The organism is Leptospira chreensis (assembly GCF_016919165.1).
Taxonomy (GTDB): domain Bacteria; phylum Spirochaetota; class Leptospiria; order Leptospirales; family Leptospiraceae; genus Leptospira_A; species Leptospira_A chreensis.
Genome location: NZ_JAFFPS010000026.1, coordinates 1 through 17,876, shown reverse-complemented (window position 1 = coordinate 17,876; position 17,876 = coordinate 1). Strand labels below are relative to the sequence as shown.

At 39.2% G+C, this 17,876-nt stretch carries 15 protein-coding genes; 7 read left to right on the top strand and 8 right to left on the bottom strand.

Features of this window, described 5'->3' with window-relative positions; translation table 11 throughout:
- Nucleotides 1-9: 9 nt before the first annotated feature.
- Nucleotides 10-1,539, top strand: coding sequence for a thiolase C-terminal domain-containing protein (locus JWG41_RS07505; protein WP_205269313.1), 1,530 nt, complete (start codon nt 10-12; stop codon nt 1,537-1,539).
- Here the strand turns inward: JWG41_RS07505 and pheS are convergent.
- The 7 genes from pheS to JWG41_RS07470 are packed head-to-tail and all read right to left on the bottom strand — an operon-like array spanning nt 1,536 to nt 9,167.
- The gene (gene pheS / locus JWG41_RS07500) at nt 1,536-2,561 is read right to left on the bottom strand and encodes a phenylalanine--tRNA ligase subunit alpha (RefSeq protein WP_205269312.1); all 1,026 of its coding nucleotides are present in this window, start codon (nt 2,559-2,561) and stop codon (nt 1,536-1,538) included. The genes JWG41_RS07505 and pheS overlap by 4 nt on opposite strands.
- Nucleotides 2,558-3,952, bottom strand: coding sequence for a UDP-N-acetylmuramate--L-alanine ligase (locus JWG41_RS07495; RefSeq protein WP_205269311.1), 1,395 nt, complete (start codon nt 3,950-3,952; stop codon nt 2,558-2,560). Before JWG41_RS07495 ends, pheS begins: the two co-directional genes overlap by 4 nt.
- On the bottom strand, nt 3,949-4,563 hold the full coding sequence (locus JWG41_RS07490; protein WP_205269310.1) for a hypothetical protein: 615 nt from the start codon (nt 4,561-4,563) through the stop codon (nt 3,949-3,951). The genes JWG41_RS07495 and JWG41_RS07490 overlap by 4 nt, the downstream gene beginning before the upstream one ends.
- Before the next feature lies 1 nt (nt 4,564).
- Nucleotides 4,565-5,638: a hypothetical protein gene (locus JWG41_RS07485; protein ID WP_205269309.1), complete on the bottom strand. Its 1,074-nt coding sequence runs from the start codon at nt 5,636-5,638 to the stop codon at nt 4,565-4,567.
- Nucleotides 5,635-7,506, bottom strand: a complete 1,872-nt coding sequence (locus tag JWG41_RS07480; RefSeq protein ID WP_205269308.1) for a motility-associated ABC transporter substrate-binding family protein — start codon at nt 7,504-7,506, stop codon at nt 5,635-5,637. Before JWG41_RS07480 ends, JWG41_RS07485 begins: the two co-directional genes overlap by 4 nt.
- Nucleotides 7,507-7,509: 3 nt before the next feature.
- Nucleotides 7,510-8,241 carry an ABC transporter permease gene (locus JWG41_RS07475; protein ID WP_205269307.1) on the bottom strand — a complete coding sequence of 244 codons (732 nt, stop codon included), beginning with the start codon at nt 8,239-8,241 and terminating at the stop codon, nt 7,510-7,512.
- Nucleotides 8,238-9,167, bottom strand: coding sequence for an ABC transporter ATP-binding protein (locus tag JWG41_RS07470; protein ID WP_205269306.1), 930 nt, complete (start codon nt 9,165-9,167; stop codon nt 8,238-8,240). Before JWG41_RS07470 ends, JWG41_RS07475 begins: the two co-directional genes overlap by 4 nt.
- Before the next feature lie 32 nt (nt 9,168-9,199).
- Here JWG41_RS07470 and JWG41_RS07465 point away from each other — a divergent pair, with 32 nt between their 5' ends.
- A complete protein-coding gene (locus JWG41_RS07465) occupies nt 9,200-10,714 on the top strand; it encodes a PAS domain-containing sensor histidine kinase (protein ID WP_205269305.1) in 1,515 nt (504 codons plus the stop codon).
- Complete coding sequence (locus JWG41_RS07460) at nt 10,711-11,103, top strand: response regulator (protein WP_205269304.1); 393 nt, start codon at nt 10,711-10,713, stop codon at nt 11,101-11,103. The genes JWG41_RS07465 and JWG41_RS07460 overlap by 4 nt, the downstream gene beginning before the upstream one ends.
- Nucleotides 11,104-11,112: 9 nt before the next feature.
- Here the strand turns inward: JWG41_RS07460 and JWG41_RS07455 are convergent, their stop codons facing one another.
- Nucleotides 11,113-12,114, bottom strand: coding sequence for an adenosine kinase (locus JWG41_RS07455; RefSeq protein WP_205269303.1), 1,002 nt, complete (start codon nt 12,112-12,114; stop codon nt 11,113-11,115).
- 83 nt (nt 12,115-12,197) lie between these two features.
- On the opposite strand from JWG41_RS07455, the gene JWG41_RS07450 reads away from it, so the two are divergent.
- From JWG41_RS07450 to JWG41_RS07435, 4 genes are all read left to right on the top strand, one after another.
- Nucleotides 12,198-14,267: a TonB-dependent receptor gene (locus tag JWG41_RS07450; protein WP_205269302.1), complete on the top strand. Its 2,070-nt coding sequence runs from the start codon at nt 12,198-12,200 to the stop codon at nt 14,265-14,267.
- 119 nt (nt 14,268-14,386) lie between these two features.
- The gene (locus JWG41_RS07445; RefSeq protein ID WP_232373851.1) at nt 14,387-15,679 is read left to right on the top strand and encodes a hypothetical protein; all 1,293 of its coding nucleotides are present in this window, start codon (nt 14,387-14,389) and stop codon (nt 15,677-15,679) included.
- A 35-nt stretch (nt 15,680-15,714) separates the two neighbouring features.
- On the top strand, nt 15,715-17,364 hold the full coding sequence (gene gpmI / locus JWG41_RS07440; RefSeq protein WP_205269301.1) for a 2,3-bisphosphoglycerate-independent phosphoglycerate mutase: 1,650 nt from the start codon (nt 15,715-15,717) through the stop codon (nt 17,362-17,364).
- A 15-nt stretch (nt 17,365-17,379) separates the two neighbouring features.
- Nucleotides 17,380-17,876, top strand: a 497-nt coding sequence (locus JWG41_RS07435; RefSeq protein ID WP_205269300.1) for a serine hydrolase domain-containing protein, incomplete at its 3' end; no start/stop codon positions are given.

The window sequence follows — 17,876 nt, the reverse complement described above, 5'->3', positions numbered from 1 at the left end:
CTTTGGTGAATGGACCCAATTTTACTCGGTGTCAGTGACACCATCGAATCGGAATTTGATTCGGAAGTTTATAAAAACCTTTCTCCTTTAGAAAAATATCATTCCCTACTTTTCCGTTCCGTAGACAAACTTTTTGGATTTCTCGGAACGGATCGTTCTAAGATCGCCCCTTATCTCACCGATTTTGTTTCCATTGAAGCCCAGTCTCTCGGTCGCGAAGGGTATGGATTCACTGTCAAAGATGCAAACGATTTAGGATTTGGTGGCCTCGCTTGTCATACAGTAGATTTAGGTGGAGCGAGTGTGGGTGGTACCATCGGGCAAGCACATACGATTGTGAAAGCCAACCCCTATGCTGTGGTTCTTGTGGCGGCGGCCGATGTTCCCAAATCAGTATTCAAACAAGTATCAGACTTAAAAAGACTCACAGCCACAGTATGCCATAAAGAATGGGAAATGCCTTATGGGGCCACACTGATTGGACTTTATTCTTTGTTATGTGAAAGAATGATGTTTGATACAGAAGTGACCAGTGAAGATTTAGAAGAAATCACTAAACACTTTCGAAGTTTGGCGGAAACCAATCCCCGTGCCTTTCAATACCAAAAACCAATCAATGAAAAACAGTTAAAGAAACCATTGTCTGGTGTGTATAGCACACCGATGATTGCGATTGTTACCGATCATGGATTTGCCACTCTCGTCACTTCTGAATTCATGAAACAGAAGTTAATCGATAATAAAATCATTAAAAAAGAATCTCCACATGTGTATTTGGTGGGTTCAGGGCACAGTGCTCATGCAGAATACTTCATCCAAAAGAAAGATTTAAAAAGCCCGGCAGCCCTTGCTTGTGAAAGAGCCGTGGCCTCCTCCGGCCTCAAACGATCTGATATTGAATACGCTTGGATTTATGATTGTTTTACAGGAATGATCATCCATGAAGCAGGATTGTATTTTGGAGTCTCCCCAAAAGATACAGCCACATCCCTTCGCAAAGGTAAAATCTCCAATGGCACCAAAGAGATTCCGATCAATTTAGGGGGAGGAATTTTGAACTACCAAGCAGCCATGGCCCTTTCTGGTGCCACAGGACTCATTGATATCGCAAGCCAATATGGTCTTGCTGTGGATCCCATTCCTGAAAGACTCGCAAGTCCACCTAAGGTAAGTTTACTGGGAGGAAACGGTGGGATTGATAGTATCAACACTGTTGTTCTTTTTGCCAAAGACAAATCTGAATTAAGTGCACGAGAACCCTTGGCTTTAAAACCATTGGAAGTGAATGTTCCAAATCCCAAAGCGGGAGAAAAAGCCACTATCCTTACCGCAAGCACCATCTACTTCAATCCGGGGGGTGAGAAAAAACCTCCGTATCTCATTGTCTGTTCGAGAAAGGAAAATGGAGAGATGGTTCTTACCAATCTTTTTGCAAAAGATGGATCAGAGATTGTATCGAAAGAAGGACTGGATCTTGGAAAATCAAAAGTGGAGTTCCAAGAGAAAGACGGAAAGATCCAAGCAGTTTTACTAGGTTAAAACTGCTTTAAAAATCTAAGATTCCCCGATTGGAAATAACGGATGTCATGAATTCCGTAGCGCATCATGACAAGCCGGTCAAGGCCTAGACCAAAGGCAAACCCAGTCCATTTTTTAGAATCAAGTCCTGCCGATTCGAGAACGTTCGGATGTACGAGTCCGCATGGCAAAAGTTCCAACCAACCAGAATGTTTGCATACACTGCAACCATCCCCACTACAAACCAAACAATTGATATCGAGTTCAAAACCAGGCTCCACAAAAGGAAAGTAACCTGGACGTAATCTTGTTTTGATTTCTTTACGAAACACACGAGAAAGAAGTGTTTCCATAGTATAAATCAAATGAGCCACAGAAATATTTTCACCCACCACCATCCCTTCTACTTGGTAGAAAGTATTTTCATGGGAGGCGTCCACTTCTTCATAACGAAACACACGACCAGGTGCAATGATACGAAACGGAGGTTTTAGTTTGCGAAGGGCACGAACCTGAATGGCGGAAGTATGAGTTCTGAGTAAGTTTCCGTCTTCTGTGTAAAAGGTATCTTGCATATCACGGGCTGGATGGTCTTCGGTAAAGTTTAGAGCACCGAAATTGTTTTCATCGGTTTCTACTTCCGGTCCATCCATGACTGAAAATCCCATGGAAGTAAAGATATCTTCGATTTCGTATTGAATTTGAGAAATGGGATGAAGGCTCCCTCTTTCTTTAGAAGCAAGCGGGCGCAAACTATCAAAAAATTCTTGGCCAAGTTCGTTTTCATAAAAACTTTCTTTTAAAGAAGAACGTTTTGTTTCCACAAAACTCTCGAGTTTACTTTGTGCTTCGTTCGCTTGTTTTCCGACTGTTTTTTTCTCTTCGACAGAAAGGGAAGCCAGGCCTTTTAAAACAGAAGTGAGTTTTCCTTTTTTACCGAGGAACTGATTTTTGAAAGAATCCAATTCTTGTTCTGAAGTTGCAGAAGTTAAAACAGACTCGGCCTCTTTAACTAAAGATTCGATTTCTTGGGATAGGCTCATACAGTTTCTCGCAATTGGATTAATGATTTTAATTCAGGATAAATTCCACCAAAGGCACCATTCGACATGGCAAGGATGATGACTTTATCTTTTTGGAATTTTGGTAGAATCTTTTTTAAGAGAGTAGGAATTTCTTTGGGATCTTGTGCATACAAAGCTTCTTTCTTTGTATTGTTTGCGATATCTTTCACCAGCTTTTTGACATTCAGGCGAAGGGATTTGTTTACCTTGTCTACTTGGTAGACTTCGGTAACAATACTCACATCACTTCCTTTAAAACATTTAGCAAAATCATCTTGGAATACATTTCTATGAGAAGTGGCACTTCTTGGTTCAAAGAGAGAAATGATTTTATATCCGGGATAAGCTTCCTTGTGGGCTTTGATGGTTTCTTGGATAGCCACAGGATGGTGAGCAAAGTCCTCTACAAGCAAACTCATGTTGGAAACAAAAAGATTTTCTTGTCTACGTTTGACCCCAGGAAAGGAAACAACCGCTTCCAATATTTCTTTTCTTTTTTGAGGAGCAATCTCCAAACAAATACGCACCGCGACTTCCACATTGCGATAGTTATGTGAACCAATGAGAGATGGTTTTAATTTGGCTTTAGTTCTGATTTCAGACAAAACACCTTTTTCGTATTTAAAAATGGAGTTTTTATCACCTAAATCAAAAGATTCTACAGGTGCATGTTTGTATTCTTTGGTAATCTCTACGAGGTTTTTGGAACCCTTCCAATAAAAAACCTTACCGCGACCTGGAACTAAATTTAACAGGCGTTTGAACATGGTTTTAATTGCATTTAAGTCTGCAAAAATATCAGCATGGTCAAAGTCGAGAGCATTCATCGCCAAGTAGTAGGGTCTGTAGTGTAAAAACTTGGAACTTTTATCAAAGAAAGCAGAATCATATTCATCCCCTTCGATGACAAAATAATCCCCTTCTCCCATCGCAAATCCGGGATATCCATCTTTACGAATCCCGCCCACAAAGAGGCCCGGCTTCAATCCGATGGATTCCAAAATCCAATGGGTCAAAAAAGTGGTAGTGGTTTTTCCGTGAGTACCTGAGATCACAATGGGTTTTTTCCCTTTTAGAAAAAAGGTTCCAATCGCTTGGGCCATACTCATGTATTCCATTCCGGTATTCAGAACTTCTTCTACTTCAGGATTTCCGCGAGAGATCGCATTTCCAATGATAACTAAATCAGATCCTTTTACATTTTCTTTACGATAACCAGATTTAGGTGAAAGGCCCCACTCTACCAATTTATCAGACATCGGCGGATAAAGATTTTGATCCGAACCAGATACATCATGACCTTGTTGTTTGAGCATATAAGCCAAATTGCCCATAGCAATCCCACCAATGCCGACCATAAAGATTTTCAAAAGAGTACCGTCCTAACCAGGTTGTAGAGAAATAAAGGAACAGAAATAAGGACTAAAAAAAACAAAACTACCTTCATCAGGAAAAACAAAAAATCAAAGGAGGTCCATTCTCTTCTATGAGATAAATAATAATACGCTAAATGTAAGGAATAAAGAAACCCAATACCTAACGCAAACAAGGGGATTGGCGCTGGGAAAATCCAAAAGATTGCCGTCGCTGTAAACGGCAAAAAAGAAATCATAAATACATGAGGTTCGGGACCTTCCCAATCTTTGGTTCGGTCACGCATCTGGTGATACATCCGAAAACTATCCACAAGCCGAACAAGCACATAACATCCTATATAAAAAAAGAATAAAGTCCCCATCCCTTGTGTGTAGGTAAGTCTAGTCTCTTCATCGACTGTGGAGACTTTGAACAAAAGGATTTGCAAAAGGTTACCAAAAAATTTGGCAATCGGTGCGAGAAGGATGAGTTGGAGATGAGCCAACCATAAATCACGTCCTCCCAAATCCGTTTTGTGATAATAGGATTCGAAGGCGGACATGGGAGAATAGAATAAATCTCGGATCATTTCCATCCGAGATGCGACTGTAGAAACTTTTTGCACCTTATTGGATTTTCTGGTTGGGACGCTCGTACCGGGAAGCATTTTTCACTTTCATGACAGCATTCACCAGATTTTGGAAGGATTCTTCTTTGATCCAAGTGACAGTCTCTGAAAAATAGGGAAGGAGTTCGCGGCGCACCGGCCTCCATTTTCCCGAATCAGATTCCCATAACGAATAAAAAGAAAGGCGGTATTTGATTCCTTCCGATTGGACCAGATCCAAAACGGCTTCCGGGTTTTGTGTGAGAGAATCTTCCGGAAACTTAGGCGCACCCTCTTCATCAGAATAGAATTCTACCTTCAAACCTTTGGTAACGGATTCCCATTGGTTTCCCACATCCGGTGGCAAAACAATCCGTTCTCCCGTGGTGCGACTCCAATCATTCACATAGACATTGTATTGGTTCTTTTTGGCTCGGTTTTCTGCCTTTACCGTAATCACTTGGCCAGAAAAGGAAAGTTCTTTCAGATAACCATTGCTAAAGGTTACATACATCTTCTCGCGAAAGCTGGTGGCAGGAGTGCGGAATTTTTCAATCAAATAGTTATACGGAGCAATGACTTCGTCATGAACCAAAACAGAGACACGACCTTCATCCGAGCCAATTTTTTTACCGAAAAACAATTGTTTGTCTTTTGAAAATTCAATCGTAGGAGCATTCTCTTCCGACAAACTTAACGAAGGAGAACTCTCCCCTAAACAATAGGTCGTTTGGATGTCTTCTGTTGCCTTTTCGATCAATTTTGTTTTGAGAACACTCAGTTCCGAAAAACTATTTTTTACATTGTAATTGGCTTCATAAGAAACGAGTTTTCCATTTTTTGTAGAAGTCACCGTGTACAATGGTGTTTGGTTCCAACCGCGAGAAAATTTGCGAAAAACCATAGTCTCTTCTGCAAACTTTGGCTCCAAAGTCCCACACCAATCGGCTTTGGGTGGGATGTATTGGATGGACTTCCAATCTTCTTTCCAATAATTCGTTTCTGAAATATTTTCAGGATGGTCTTCCATCCAATAGAAAAGGGCAAACAGACCAACAAAAGCTAAAACAACTAAACTAATTCTCTGTTTCATACTTCAATCATGGAACTCTTTCTTCTAGAATATACAAAGTAGGATCCAACAGCCAGAATGAATCCCGGGAACAAAAACACTCCAATCACCCAAGCAACTAACTTTTGATTGTCGGAGAGAGAAATGGTATCAAGTTCTTCTTTTTTTAAGGGAATTTCTGCAACCGCTACATCTTGGAACAAACCAGTAATGGACACGGTAGAGAACTGAGAGTTCATCGCGTACGGAATGAACTGATCTGTCACCCAAGATGTTCCTGAATGTAAAATGATTTTTCCTGATTTTTCATTGGTGAGAGAGGTAGGTGTGAGCACAATGGAGAGGATTTTACTTTCTTTCTTTTCATTGGAATCCAATTTCCCATTCCCATTTTCATCGGTATAGGCTTCAAACCCAGACTCCAGTAAAGTTTCCGATTTAAATGCATAAGGAGATGGAATGGTGGCATCCGTTTCTAAATAACCACTATAAGGAAACAAAATCCCCATATCTTTTTTCTGCAGTAAATCGGTAAGTCTATGATCAGGGAATCGTTTTGCCACAATAAACCCTGGTTTTTCTTCTCTTTCGATTAACTGCGAAGTTTTGTATTTAAGGCCAGCGGAGGCAAGTAACCAAGAAAAGTCTTCATTTCCCTTCGGTTCCATAGTGATGAGAAGTTTTCCATTTTTCTCTAAAACAAATTTGCGAAGTTCTTCTTTGGCTTCTTTAGAGAAAGGAACGGTCGGTCCAAGAACCACAAGCATTTCGGCATCTTCTGGCAATTTTGATGGCCAACCTTGACCAAATCCGAGCTCCGCTACTTTAAAATTGAGAAACTGTAAAGAAGAAACAAATCGGTTCACTTGTTCGTTTGGCAGGGCTTTAAAAGACATTCCATATCTTTCACCATTAGAAACGGTAAAATAAACTTTTTTCTGTTCGGTCGTAACATTGAGTAGTGCACCCACTAACTTACGTTCTAGATCTTCCAAATCTTTTGTTTCTTTAGCAATGACTCTTTCTTCCGCAAAAGGAGTTCCGGACGCCAATAAAGATTGTTTTTGGGAACGAACAAAGATGGTTCCATTCGAAACCTGTCCAAATTCTTTGAGTAAATCCACTTCCACATCTGCATTGATGAACTGGACAGTTATATGTGAATTTTCTGCTTTGATTTGATCCAAAAGGATTTCAATATCGGGACGAACTCGTGTGAGTGCAAAGGCTGCTAGTTTATCACCGTTGGCTGGTCCATCCGCTTCAAGAGGACGCGGGTAAAACGCAGTGATGGTGACATCTTTTGCAATTGGTTTGATTAGGTTTCTTGAAATTTGCGAAAGGGAAAATTTACCCTGGCTACTCAAATCAAAGTTATAGTTTCGTTTGATCGCAAAATAATTAACTGCCACTAAAATCGGCAGAACAAACAAAAATCCTAAAACAGCATTTTGTAATAGAGAACTTTTGGATTTTGCTAAGTTACTCTGTGCTTCCAAAGAAGATTTTCCAATCTCCAGTAAAATGATTTGGAGTAAAAATACGATGGATAATAAAACCACACAAAGTAATAGGAATTCTCGAACTTTTGGGATCGCACTGACTTCTTCGTTGAATCCAGCTACCGGTTTCAAATCTAAGAAATCACGTAACACCGATAATAAAAAGGCTCCAATTCCAAAACCGGCGGCAATGTAACGGTTCTGATCTTCCTTTCGCAATCCTTTGGAAAAGGCACGAACGATGGTATCTGATGCTAAAAATAAAAAGATCACTCCAAAAAAGAGAATTCTTTTTTTGGGATCTACGACCATTCCATCAAACAGGAAATAGGCGAAAAGTGAAAGTAAACTAATAAATGGTAAAACTCGATCTGCTGTTAAAAACATGGTCTATCCCCTCCATCTCCTGGATTCCAAGACCTTTACGGTAAGATATAAGAACAAAAATGTTCCGCTTAGGAAAAACACAATTCCAGTCAATGGAACCACACCCTTTGCAAAGGCAGCAAAGTGTGAAAATATATGTAAGTGAAAGAGAACCTTTCTTGTTGTCGCCTGGAATAAGTGGGAAAAATATCCAACCACCCAAAGTGTCAAAATGATAAGAACCGATATCAAAAGAGAGATCATTTGGTTTTTACCAAGACTGGATCCAAACATCCCAATTGTAAAAGTAAATACACCTAACAAAAATACGCCTACACTTCCAGAAGCCACCATATAAAACGGAGCCTTCCAAAAAGAATAAAGAAGTAAAGGAAACAATCCATTGATAAAGATGGTGATGATCCCACAAACGGTGACACCAAATAGAAATTTACCAAATACAATCTCCAAATCGGTAATGGGGGAAGTAAAAAGTAATTCCAAAGTTCCTTTGTTTCTTTCTTCCACAATCGATCCCATAGAAATGATCACCATTGCAATGAGAATTGTTGTCATAAAAGAAATGAAAGTGATATAGGTTGCAATTTCATAATTTGCAGTCCCGTTAAAATTTAAAATCATTACGAAAAGTGCATTGAGAAATGCTGTTCCCCCAAGAACCAAGGGACCCATATAAGTTCCAAAAAATAATCGTAATTCTTTTTTATAGATCCAAACAGCCGTTTGCCAGTTCATATTCTCTCCATAAAAATCTGTTCTAAAGACACTTCTTGTTTTTTTAAAGATTCAATTTGAATTCCAGAAGCCAAAGCTTTAGAAAATAAAGATTCTTTAAATTGTTTAGGATGAATCGTTTTCACCAAAAATTGAATTTCTTCTTTATTGACCCCGAGTTCAGCCACACTATCGCCATCGCCAATCACTGATTTCACGAAGGTATGAAGTTCGTCGACACCCTTTCCAGAAAGACCTACTTCCCATCCGGCAAGTCGATTCATTTCTTCTTCTAAACGAGACAAAGAAAGTTCCTGTTTGAGACTTCCTTTGTGTAAAAATAAAAACTTATCACAGGTTTTATAGATCTCAGTAAGGATATGACTGGAAATGAGAACGGTATGATCCCCCGCCAAACTACGAATTAAATTTCGAATTTCGACAATTTGTTTGGGATCAAGGCCTGATATGGGTTCATCCATAATGACAATCTCCGGATCTCCAAGGATTGCCTGTGCAATTCCCACTCGTTTGCGAAACCCAAGAGATAAAGTTCCAATCAACTTATCTTTAACAGCCGCAAGGTTTGTTTTAGAAATTACCTTTTCGATCTCAGAACCAAGTTTTTTGTCCTCAATTTTTTTGATCCGACCCACAAAAGTAAGATACTCTGTGATTGTCATGTCCTCGTAGAGAGGAGGAGTTTCGGGAAGATAACCTATTTTCTGTTTGGCTTCCAAAGGAAAGTCAAAGATGGACTTTCCATCAATGGATGCATCCCCCGCACTCGGAATCAAATACCCAGTGAGGATTCGAATGGTAGTGGTTTTCCCGGCGCCGTTAAGCCCCAAAAGACCGACTATTTCGCCTTTTTCTAATTTAAAATTGAGCCCTGAAATGGCTCGTTTTTCGCCGTAAAATTTTGATAAATTGCTGACTTGAATCATAACTCTGGTTTAGTTTTAGTATACCTGCACCTATGAATGAATTTCTGGAAAAAATCAAAAGCTTTTTCAAGGATGAAGACAGCTTTTTTGATGCAAAGCAACTTCTGCAACAGAATTGGCACAAATTTGTACCACAATACCTGCACAAAATATTGGAAACCCGCTCGGATGCCGTCTTTATCTTGGACAAGGATGATATTTACACCTATGTGAATTCTGCCGCGGAAGCGATGGTAGAAAAATCAGCAAGCGAAATGGTCGGGCGGAGCATTTGGAATTTGTTCCCGAACCTAGATGTTACCGAATTTGGTAAAAAATTAACACAAGCCATCAAAAATAAGGAAACATTCCGGTATGGTGAATTCTTTTTGGAATCCAAAGGATGGTTTGATACACAGGTTTTCCCTCAGGAAAATTTCACTATTGTCATTGCAACCGAAGTTACATCCGAAAAAAATGCGAAGGACAATTACAGCCAAGTCCTTATTAAAAACAAAGCTATCTTAAGTTCTCTACCGGACAAACTGTACGGAATTCATAAAGATGGATCCGTGATTGACCACAAGGAATTTCCCGATTTTAAAGGTTGGGATTCCCTTCAGGAAGAAAGGGAGATTCGACTCACAAGAATCGAAAATCTATTTCCTACAAAAAAACTTTCTGAAATTGAATCCCTCTTAGAACAAGTATTAGAAATTGGTGGAACAAAAACTTACGAATATTCCATCGAAGATTACGATGGCGAAAAATACTTTGAAGCTCGGTTCACTAAAACTGGCGAGGAAGAAATACTCGCAATCGTTCGTAATATCACCGAACGTAAAAAGGCTGAAGCCCTAAAAAATGAATTCATCAGTTTGGTGAGTCACGAATTACGAACTCCACTCACTTCCATTAAAGGATCAATTGACTTACTGCTTGCAGGTGTTGCAGGGGAGCTCTCCAACCAAACTAAATCTCTACTCAATATCTGCAGAAAAAATACACAAAGACTCGTTCGGTTTGTCACAGACCTACTCGACATCGAAGCTTTAGATTCAGGGAATATTAATTTCAAATTTCGAACCTATCGGTTAGAAGAAATCTTACAAAGTTCTGTAGATGGAATGAGAACTTTTGCCGAACAATACCATGTTTTATTAAACTATGATCAAAACTTTCCATCCACCTCAGTCTATGTGGATGAAGACCGACTAAATCATTGTATCACCAATCTTATTTCCAATGCAGTGAAATACACACCTAAATTTTCAGAAGTGTATATTACTGTAGTTCCGAAAGACAATCATGCACAAATTTTGATTAAAGACAATGGTCCAGGAATTGATCCCAATTTTGCGCCTAGATTGTTTCATCGGTTTGCGCAAGGGGCACCACCAAAAGATAAACTAGTCGGTGGATCAGGACTTGGATTATCGATCACAAAAGGTTTTGTTGAAGCAATGAAAGGTAAAATATTTTTTACTTCTGATGACAAAGGAACTGTTTTTACCATTGAATTTCCCATAATCAAACCTGGAGCCGTTCCTTCTGGGTACAACCAATGACAGAACCTACCTTAAAACATGTGTTAATCGTTGAAGACGAAGAAGATATAGTGGAGATACTACGAATTGCTTTGGAATTCAACTCACCCTACCAGGTAAGTTTTGCAAAAACCGGTCCGGAAGGATTACAAAAAGCCATCATTTTACAACCCGACTTGATCTTATTAGATGTACTGATGCCTGGTATGAATGGAATGGAACTGATCGAAGAATTAAAAATTTTTCCAGAAACCAAAGCGATTCCTGTTGCCTTTATGACATCTCGTGTTTTAAAAAATGAAATTCTGGAATACCAAAAAAGAGGAGGCATCGGTGTGATTGAAAAACCCTTTGCCCCTCTGGAGATTGCTGATAAAATCCAAACCCTTTGGGAAGATTCGAAAAAATAGCAGTCGTTGTTATTTGTCTTTGAACCCGTCTAAAATTTCGTCTTGTCTTCCCATTAGGCGAACAGACAAACGAGGACCTACTTCACAAACAATACGAGAAGCAACATAGTTACCCCAACGTGCTGATTTTTGTGCAGAGTAACCTTGGGTCAGTCCATACAATACTCCAGCAGCAAAGGCATCACCCGCTCCTGTTGTATCAATTGGTTTTACAGGAAAACCAGGAACTAAAGTAACAACTCCGTTTTCAGCTACGTATGCACCCTCTTTTCCTGCAGTCATAAACACTAAAGGACAAAGTTTGGATATAAATTCTACAGCGTCTTCTGGAGTTTTTGCTCCACTGAGAGCTAAACCTTCTTCTGTGTTACAAAAAACAACATCTACATATTCTTTTGTTAGATGGATAAATTCATCTCGGGAACGATTTACACAAAAAGGATCACTATAAGTAAAGGAAACCTTTACATTGTTTTCCTTAGCAATTTTCATTGTGAGTTCGCTTGCTTTTTTTGTAGAATCTCCATCCCACAAATAACCTTCCACATAAACAAATTTGCTTTTTTTTAAGTTTTCGACATCGATATCATTTGGGCCAAGGGAAGTGGAAATAGCAAGGTTGGTAAGCATGGTTCTTTCCGCATCGGGAGTGGTTAACACAACACAAGTGCCAGTGTGACCGTTTGCATCAGGAGTGGTTTCAAACAAAACACCTGCGTCTTCCATGTCCTTTTTATAAAACTCACCATAGGTATCGTGAGTGACTTTTCCCGTATAACAACATGTTCCACCAGAGTTTGCAATTGCGATCATAGTGTTCGCAGCACTTCCACCAGAGCGAAGTTCTTTCTTTTCATCGTGTAAATCGGCAAGAATTTGACCTTGTCTGGATTCATCCACAAGAGTCATCACACCCTTGGTGATATTTTGTTTTTGTAAAAAATTGGGATCAATAAAGGCAATAATATCTACCAGGGCGTTCCCTACGCCGAATACGTCGTAATGCTTCATGGGGACAATGCTTTTTTCCTTTAGGGAATTGACACTCAATTTTCATGTTTCAGTTTGGTAGGTACCGAGAAAATACGGCCTCCATGCTTTCTAATTTTAAATTATCGATTCTCATTTGTCTCAGTTTTGGCCCTCTTAGTTTACTCGCACAAAACAAAGAAATAAAGGAAGTAGAGATTCGAGCAGGTGTAAATAACCAGTCAAAAAATTCTAATTTTGCAAAAAACCCAACTGGATTCCAAAAAGAAATTGATCTAACGCAAACAAACACACGTTACATGAGTTTGCCTGATGTATTGAACCGAGAAGCGGGTGTTCGGGTCAGGCAATACGGAGGCCTTGGTTCTTATTCCACACTTTCTTTGCGAGGAACCAATCCCAACCAAACAAAAATCTATTGGAATGGTGTTCCCATCAATAACTCTATGGGTGGCGAAATCAATTTAGCCGACCTACCCTTTGATAATTTAGAAAAAATTGAAATTTATAAATCGGGGACCCCTGCTGGATTTTCTGGATCTTCGATTGGAGGTTCTATCAATTTAGTTTCCAAATCAAAAATTGATAAACCTGTCACTCGAATCAATTTGATGGGCGGAAGTTTTAAAACTGCCAAAGCTAGTGTTACCCATATGGACCAATTTGCTGGTGGTTCGTATTTTGTGCAGGCACTCCAAGAAACTTCGGATCAAAACTTTAGTTATCTCAACAACAAAGGAACTGTTTTATTTAATACTTACGACGATACGATTGATACTCGAAGGAATGCTCAATTTAGAAAAACAGGATTCACTGGAAACATCTCATTAGAATTCGGAAAAACCAAAGTCAATTTACTAAACGATTACATTCATAGAAAACAAGGGTTACCCGGTCCAGGAAACAGACAGACCGTTGCCGTCGAACGTGTGTTTAGTAAACTCTCTTCTGCCATCACAACAGAAACAAATGAATTTCTATTGCAGAACCTCACACTCGAAACAAAAACTTACGGAAATTTTTCCAAAGATGATTTTTTCGATCCAAAATCTGAATTTAGTTATGGAACTCCTAACTCATTTACCAAAACAAACCAATATGGATTCCAACTAACACCGACTTTATATTTACTAGAATACAATCAAGTGATTCGAACTTCCTTTCAAACGGAACAAGAGTTTTTTACTAGATATGAAAAACGTTATAACCATGAAACCGAAAGGAAAGAACCAAAAAAACGTCGGGACACTTTAACTGCCACCTTCCAAGATGAAATTAGACTTTTTTCCAACCGACTTTTTCTAGTCCCTCAGATTCGATGGGAACGATATACAGACAGGTTTGGTAAAGATGAATCCAGTGTTCGCAACCAACTACTGGATCCACTCAGTGATGTTTTTTATGTAAAACACGCATTCACTAATCCCAGTTTTGGGATTAAAATTGTTTGGATCAAAAAAGAAAATTTGGAGTTTGGATCCCTTGCGAATATTAGCAAAGACTTTCGAATCCCCACCTTTTTAGAGTTATTTGGTGAACGTGGAAGTATTGTCGGAAATACCAAGTTAAGACCAGAACAAAGTAGAAACGGCGATTTTGGATTTTATCTACACGCAAAACCATTTACCAACTGGAAAATACAATCAGATATTTCCATTTTTCAAAAACGAATTTATGATATGATTTTGTTTTTGCCAAATTCCCAATTCACACTGAGGCCTGAAAACGTTGACCAAGCCCTCATTCGCGGTTTAGAAACAAGCCACAATGTGATTTGGAATAAAGGAGTTAAATTTAATTTTAACTATACATACCAAGATGCAAAAAACTACTCCGAATCACCGGCGTTAAATGGCAAATACCTTCCCTTGCGCTCCAAAAGCCAGGGCAGTGCCTTACTTGCCTTCTTCAAAGATTTTGGAGAAATTGGATTGGAATACCAATACATTGGCGCCAATTTCAGAGACCGAACCAATGAATATTTAGGTTATTTGCCCGCTAGACAGTTTTGGAACCTTTATATCCAATACATACCTTATAAAAATTTAGAAACAGGAAACGAATTGATTTTAGGATTTGAAGTTCGTAATCTATCAGATAAACGAGTGGAAGATTTAGTAGGATATCCACTACCCGGCCGCAGTTACTATTTTACAGGGAGTTATAGGTTCTAATGAACAGAAAAAAAATTGAATCCATCGCTTCCTGGGATCAGGGGACTATATACGCAATACGGTTATTCGCAGTAAGATATACGACCTACGTTTATCAACCCCTTCGGGTAATATACGCAATGCGGTTATTCGCAGTAAGATATACGACCTACGCTTACAAACCCCTTCGGGCAATATACGCGTTACGTTTATTACCCGCCAGGAACTACCCTCAAACTTCCCACAAACCAAACCATTCCTATTTCGTTTATGCATTCACCATACTTTCTATTGGTTTCCATTTGCAATGTGCTCAATTGGAAATTGAGAAACCGAGCCTGTTTCAGTTTTTATTTTTATCGGCATCTCCCACTTCTGTAGGTGTTGTCACTTCCGATTTTGCAAGTGGTGGACGGTTCAAAACTTTTGAACCAAACTCGTTTACCACTTTCCCTACTTCAATTCCAATCCATTCCGATGCGGTGGGAAGGTATACTAACGATAGAGTGTTCATCGTCAATCGATTGAATCGCGATAGCATTCAAGTATTAAACCCTCAACTAGGATTTCTCACCGAACAAGAGTTTAGTGTTGGACAAGGAAAAAATCCTCAAGACATTTCCGTTTGGAATGACAAATATTTTGTGAGTCTTTATAATTCCGATGAATTGGCCATTTATTCTAGAGCGAATGGAACAAAATTGGGAGGAGTTTCTTTTACTTCGCTTAGAGAAACGTATTCAACTTCTGGAATTCCGGATAGTTCTGTAGAATCTTCTTATATGGTTCAGGATGGATCTAGTTTATTTATATTGTTACAACGATTGGATCGAAATGATGTATCGGGATATTTACCACCTAACTCTGATTCTTATCTTGTAGAGATAGATATGGATCTAAACCAAATTAGAACTGTTTATACTCTTCCTTACAGAAATCCAAGTTCCAAAATCCAAAAAGTAAATTTGTTTGGGGAACCTTATTTGGTGTTCTCATGTGTGGGGCGAGTTGGTTTCATTTCACAAATCGATGCGGGAATCATTGCTTTTCGTTTGAGCACTCGTCAATTCCATCCCAATCGTCTCTTTGCAGAGGAAACTGCAGGGGGGGACATCCTCGCCTTTCAAATCAAAAATGAAGAATTGGGATTTGCAGCAGTCCTTGATTCAGGATTTACCAAAACAGTCCAAGCCTTTCGTCCACGAACCGGCGAACGACTGGGAATTCTCTTACAAATTCCAGGTAATGTTGGGATTAGTCTCTCGGGTTTACTTTTAACCAGTGAAGGGAAACTCTTGGTTGGGTCTACGGATTTCACAAGGCCAGGAATTTATGTGTATGATTCTAATTTGGGGAACGTCCTTCTCAATCCCATACCCAGTTCCGTCGAACTAACACCTTTCGATATCTTCCAGTTGCAAAATCTTCAATAAATCTCAAAGTGGAAAAAGACAGGGGAATCTAATTTATGTTAACTCTTAAAAAAAATCCAAATGGTTCACTCACCAAACAAGTTTTACTCATCGTCTTAGATGGAGTTGGGTTTACAGAAAAAGGATATGAAAACGGAAACGCCGTTGCCAAGGCCCAAATGCCTGTCTTAAAGGGACTTTGGAAAACTCATCCCACCGTTTTATTAAAAGCACATGGAACTGCAGTTGGAATGCCTAGTGATGATGATATGGGAAATTCGGAAGTAGGTCATAATGTTCTGGGTTCCGGAAGGATTTTTGATCAAGGAGCCAAGTTAGTATCCCAATCGATTGAGAATGGTAGTTTGTTTGCAGGTCCCATTTGGAAGAAGTTTATTTCCAATTGTAAGTCCCACCAATCTACATTTCATTTTCTTGGATTGTTCTCTGATGGAAATGTTCATAGCCATATCGATCATCTCAAGGCAATGATAGACAATGCCATCAAAGAAGACATTAAAAAGATACGACTCCATATCCTTCTAGATGGAAGGGATGTTCCCGAAAAATCAGCGTTAGACTATTTAAATCCTTTTGAAGAGTATTTGGATTCCTATCGAAAACAAGGAATCGACATTCTTATTGCCTCCGGTGGTGGCCGAATGGAACTCACTATGGATCGTTATGATGCTGATTGGTCTATGGTGGAAAGAGGTTGGAACCACCATGTCGAAGGAGAAGGTCGCATCTTTCCATCGGCAAAAGAAGCCATTGAAACTTTCCGAAAAGAAAACCCATCGGTCATTGATCAGTATCTACCAGGATTTGTGATCGGTGATCATGGGAAACCCGTTGGTAAAGTAGAAGACAATGATGCAGTCGTGTTTTTTAATTTTCGTGGGGACCGCTCCATAGAAATCTCAAGAGCCTTTACAGAAGATTCTTTAACCAACTTCAACAGAAAACGATTTCCCAAAGTTGAATTTGCAGGAATGATGCAATACGATGGAGACCTATTCATCCCCAAACAATACTTAGTTGCTCCACCCACTATCGATCGAACCATGGGTGAATACTTTGCCAATGAAGGTGTCGCTCAGTATGCTCTCTCGGAAACCCAAAAATACGGACATGTAACTTTTTTTTGGAATGGGAACCGCTCTGGATATTTCAATCAAACTCTGGAAACATACGAAGAAGTAAAATCAGATATCATTCCCTTTGACCAAAAACCAGAAATGAAAGCAAAAGAAATTACAGACAATCTAGTGCTTGCATTAACTTCTCACAAGTTTCCTTTCTTGCGAGTCAATTACGCTAACGGAGATATGGTGGGACATACGGGAAATATGGATGCTACCGTCCGTGGATTGGAGTATCTGGATGTATGTTTAGAGAGAGTCAAAAAAATCTGTGATGAAACTGGAACTGTTTTATGTATTACCGCCGATCACGGAAATGCAGACGAGATGTACCAACTTACAAAAAAAGGAACGGCAGAGACATCCAAAGATGGAAAACCTGTTCCGAAAACAAGTCATACACTGAACCCTGTCCAATTTGTTCTTTATGATCCGAAAGGAAAAATCAAACTCAATCAAAACATAGAAGAGAAAGGCCTTGCTAATGTTGCAGCAACGATGATGGATCTTTTAGGATTTGAGGCACCTGTTGGATACCATCCAAGTCTAATCCAAAGAGGCTAAGACTTTAAAAAAACTATGCGTTTTCCGATACTCATTGGGGTTCTTTTCAGTTTCTGTTTCGCCAGCTGCACGGAACCCGGAATCGGTTCTTTTTCAGAAGAAACCAAAGAAAAGATCCGAAGAAAAATCAAACAAGAAGGTTTTCAAGGTGTTGTCCTTATCTCACAAGATGACAACATCCTTTTTCGAGAAACCATCTATGTTGGTAAAAAAAGAAAACGATCCCAACTTTACAAAAAACACAATTTTCCGTTAGGTGAATCTACCAAAACTTTTACTTCCTTTGCGATTCATATACTAGAAGAAGAAAAAAAAATATCTTTAATAGATCCAGTATCAAAACATTTAAAATGGTTTCCCTATTCCAAAGTTACGATCGGTCACCTACTACGGCATACATCAGGACTACCTAAAGTCATTGAGTTTCTACCAAACTTTGATACTGAAAAATCTCATTTAAAACGTGATGATATCAAACGACTGTTTTTAGAATCCAAACTAAAACCTGCCTT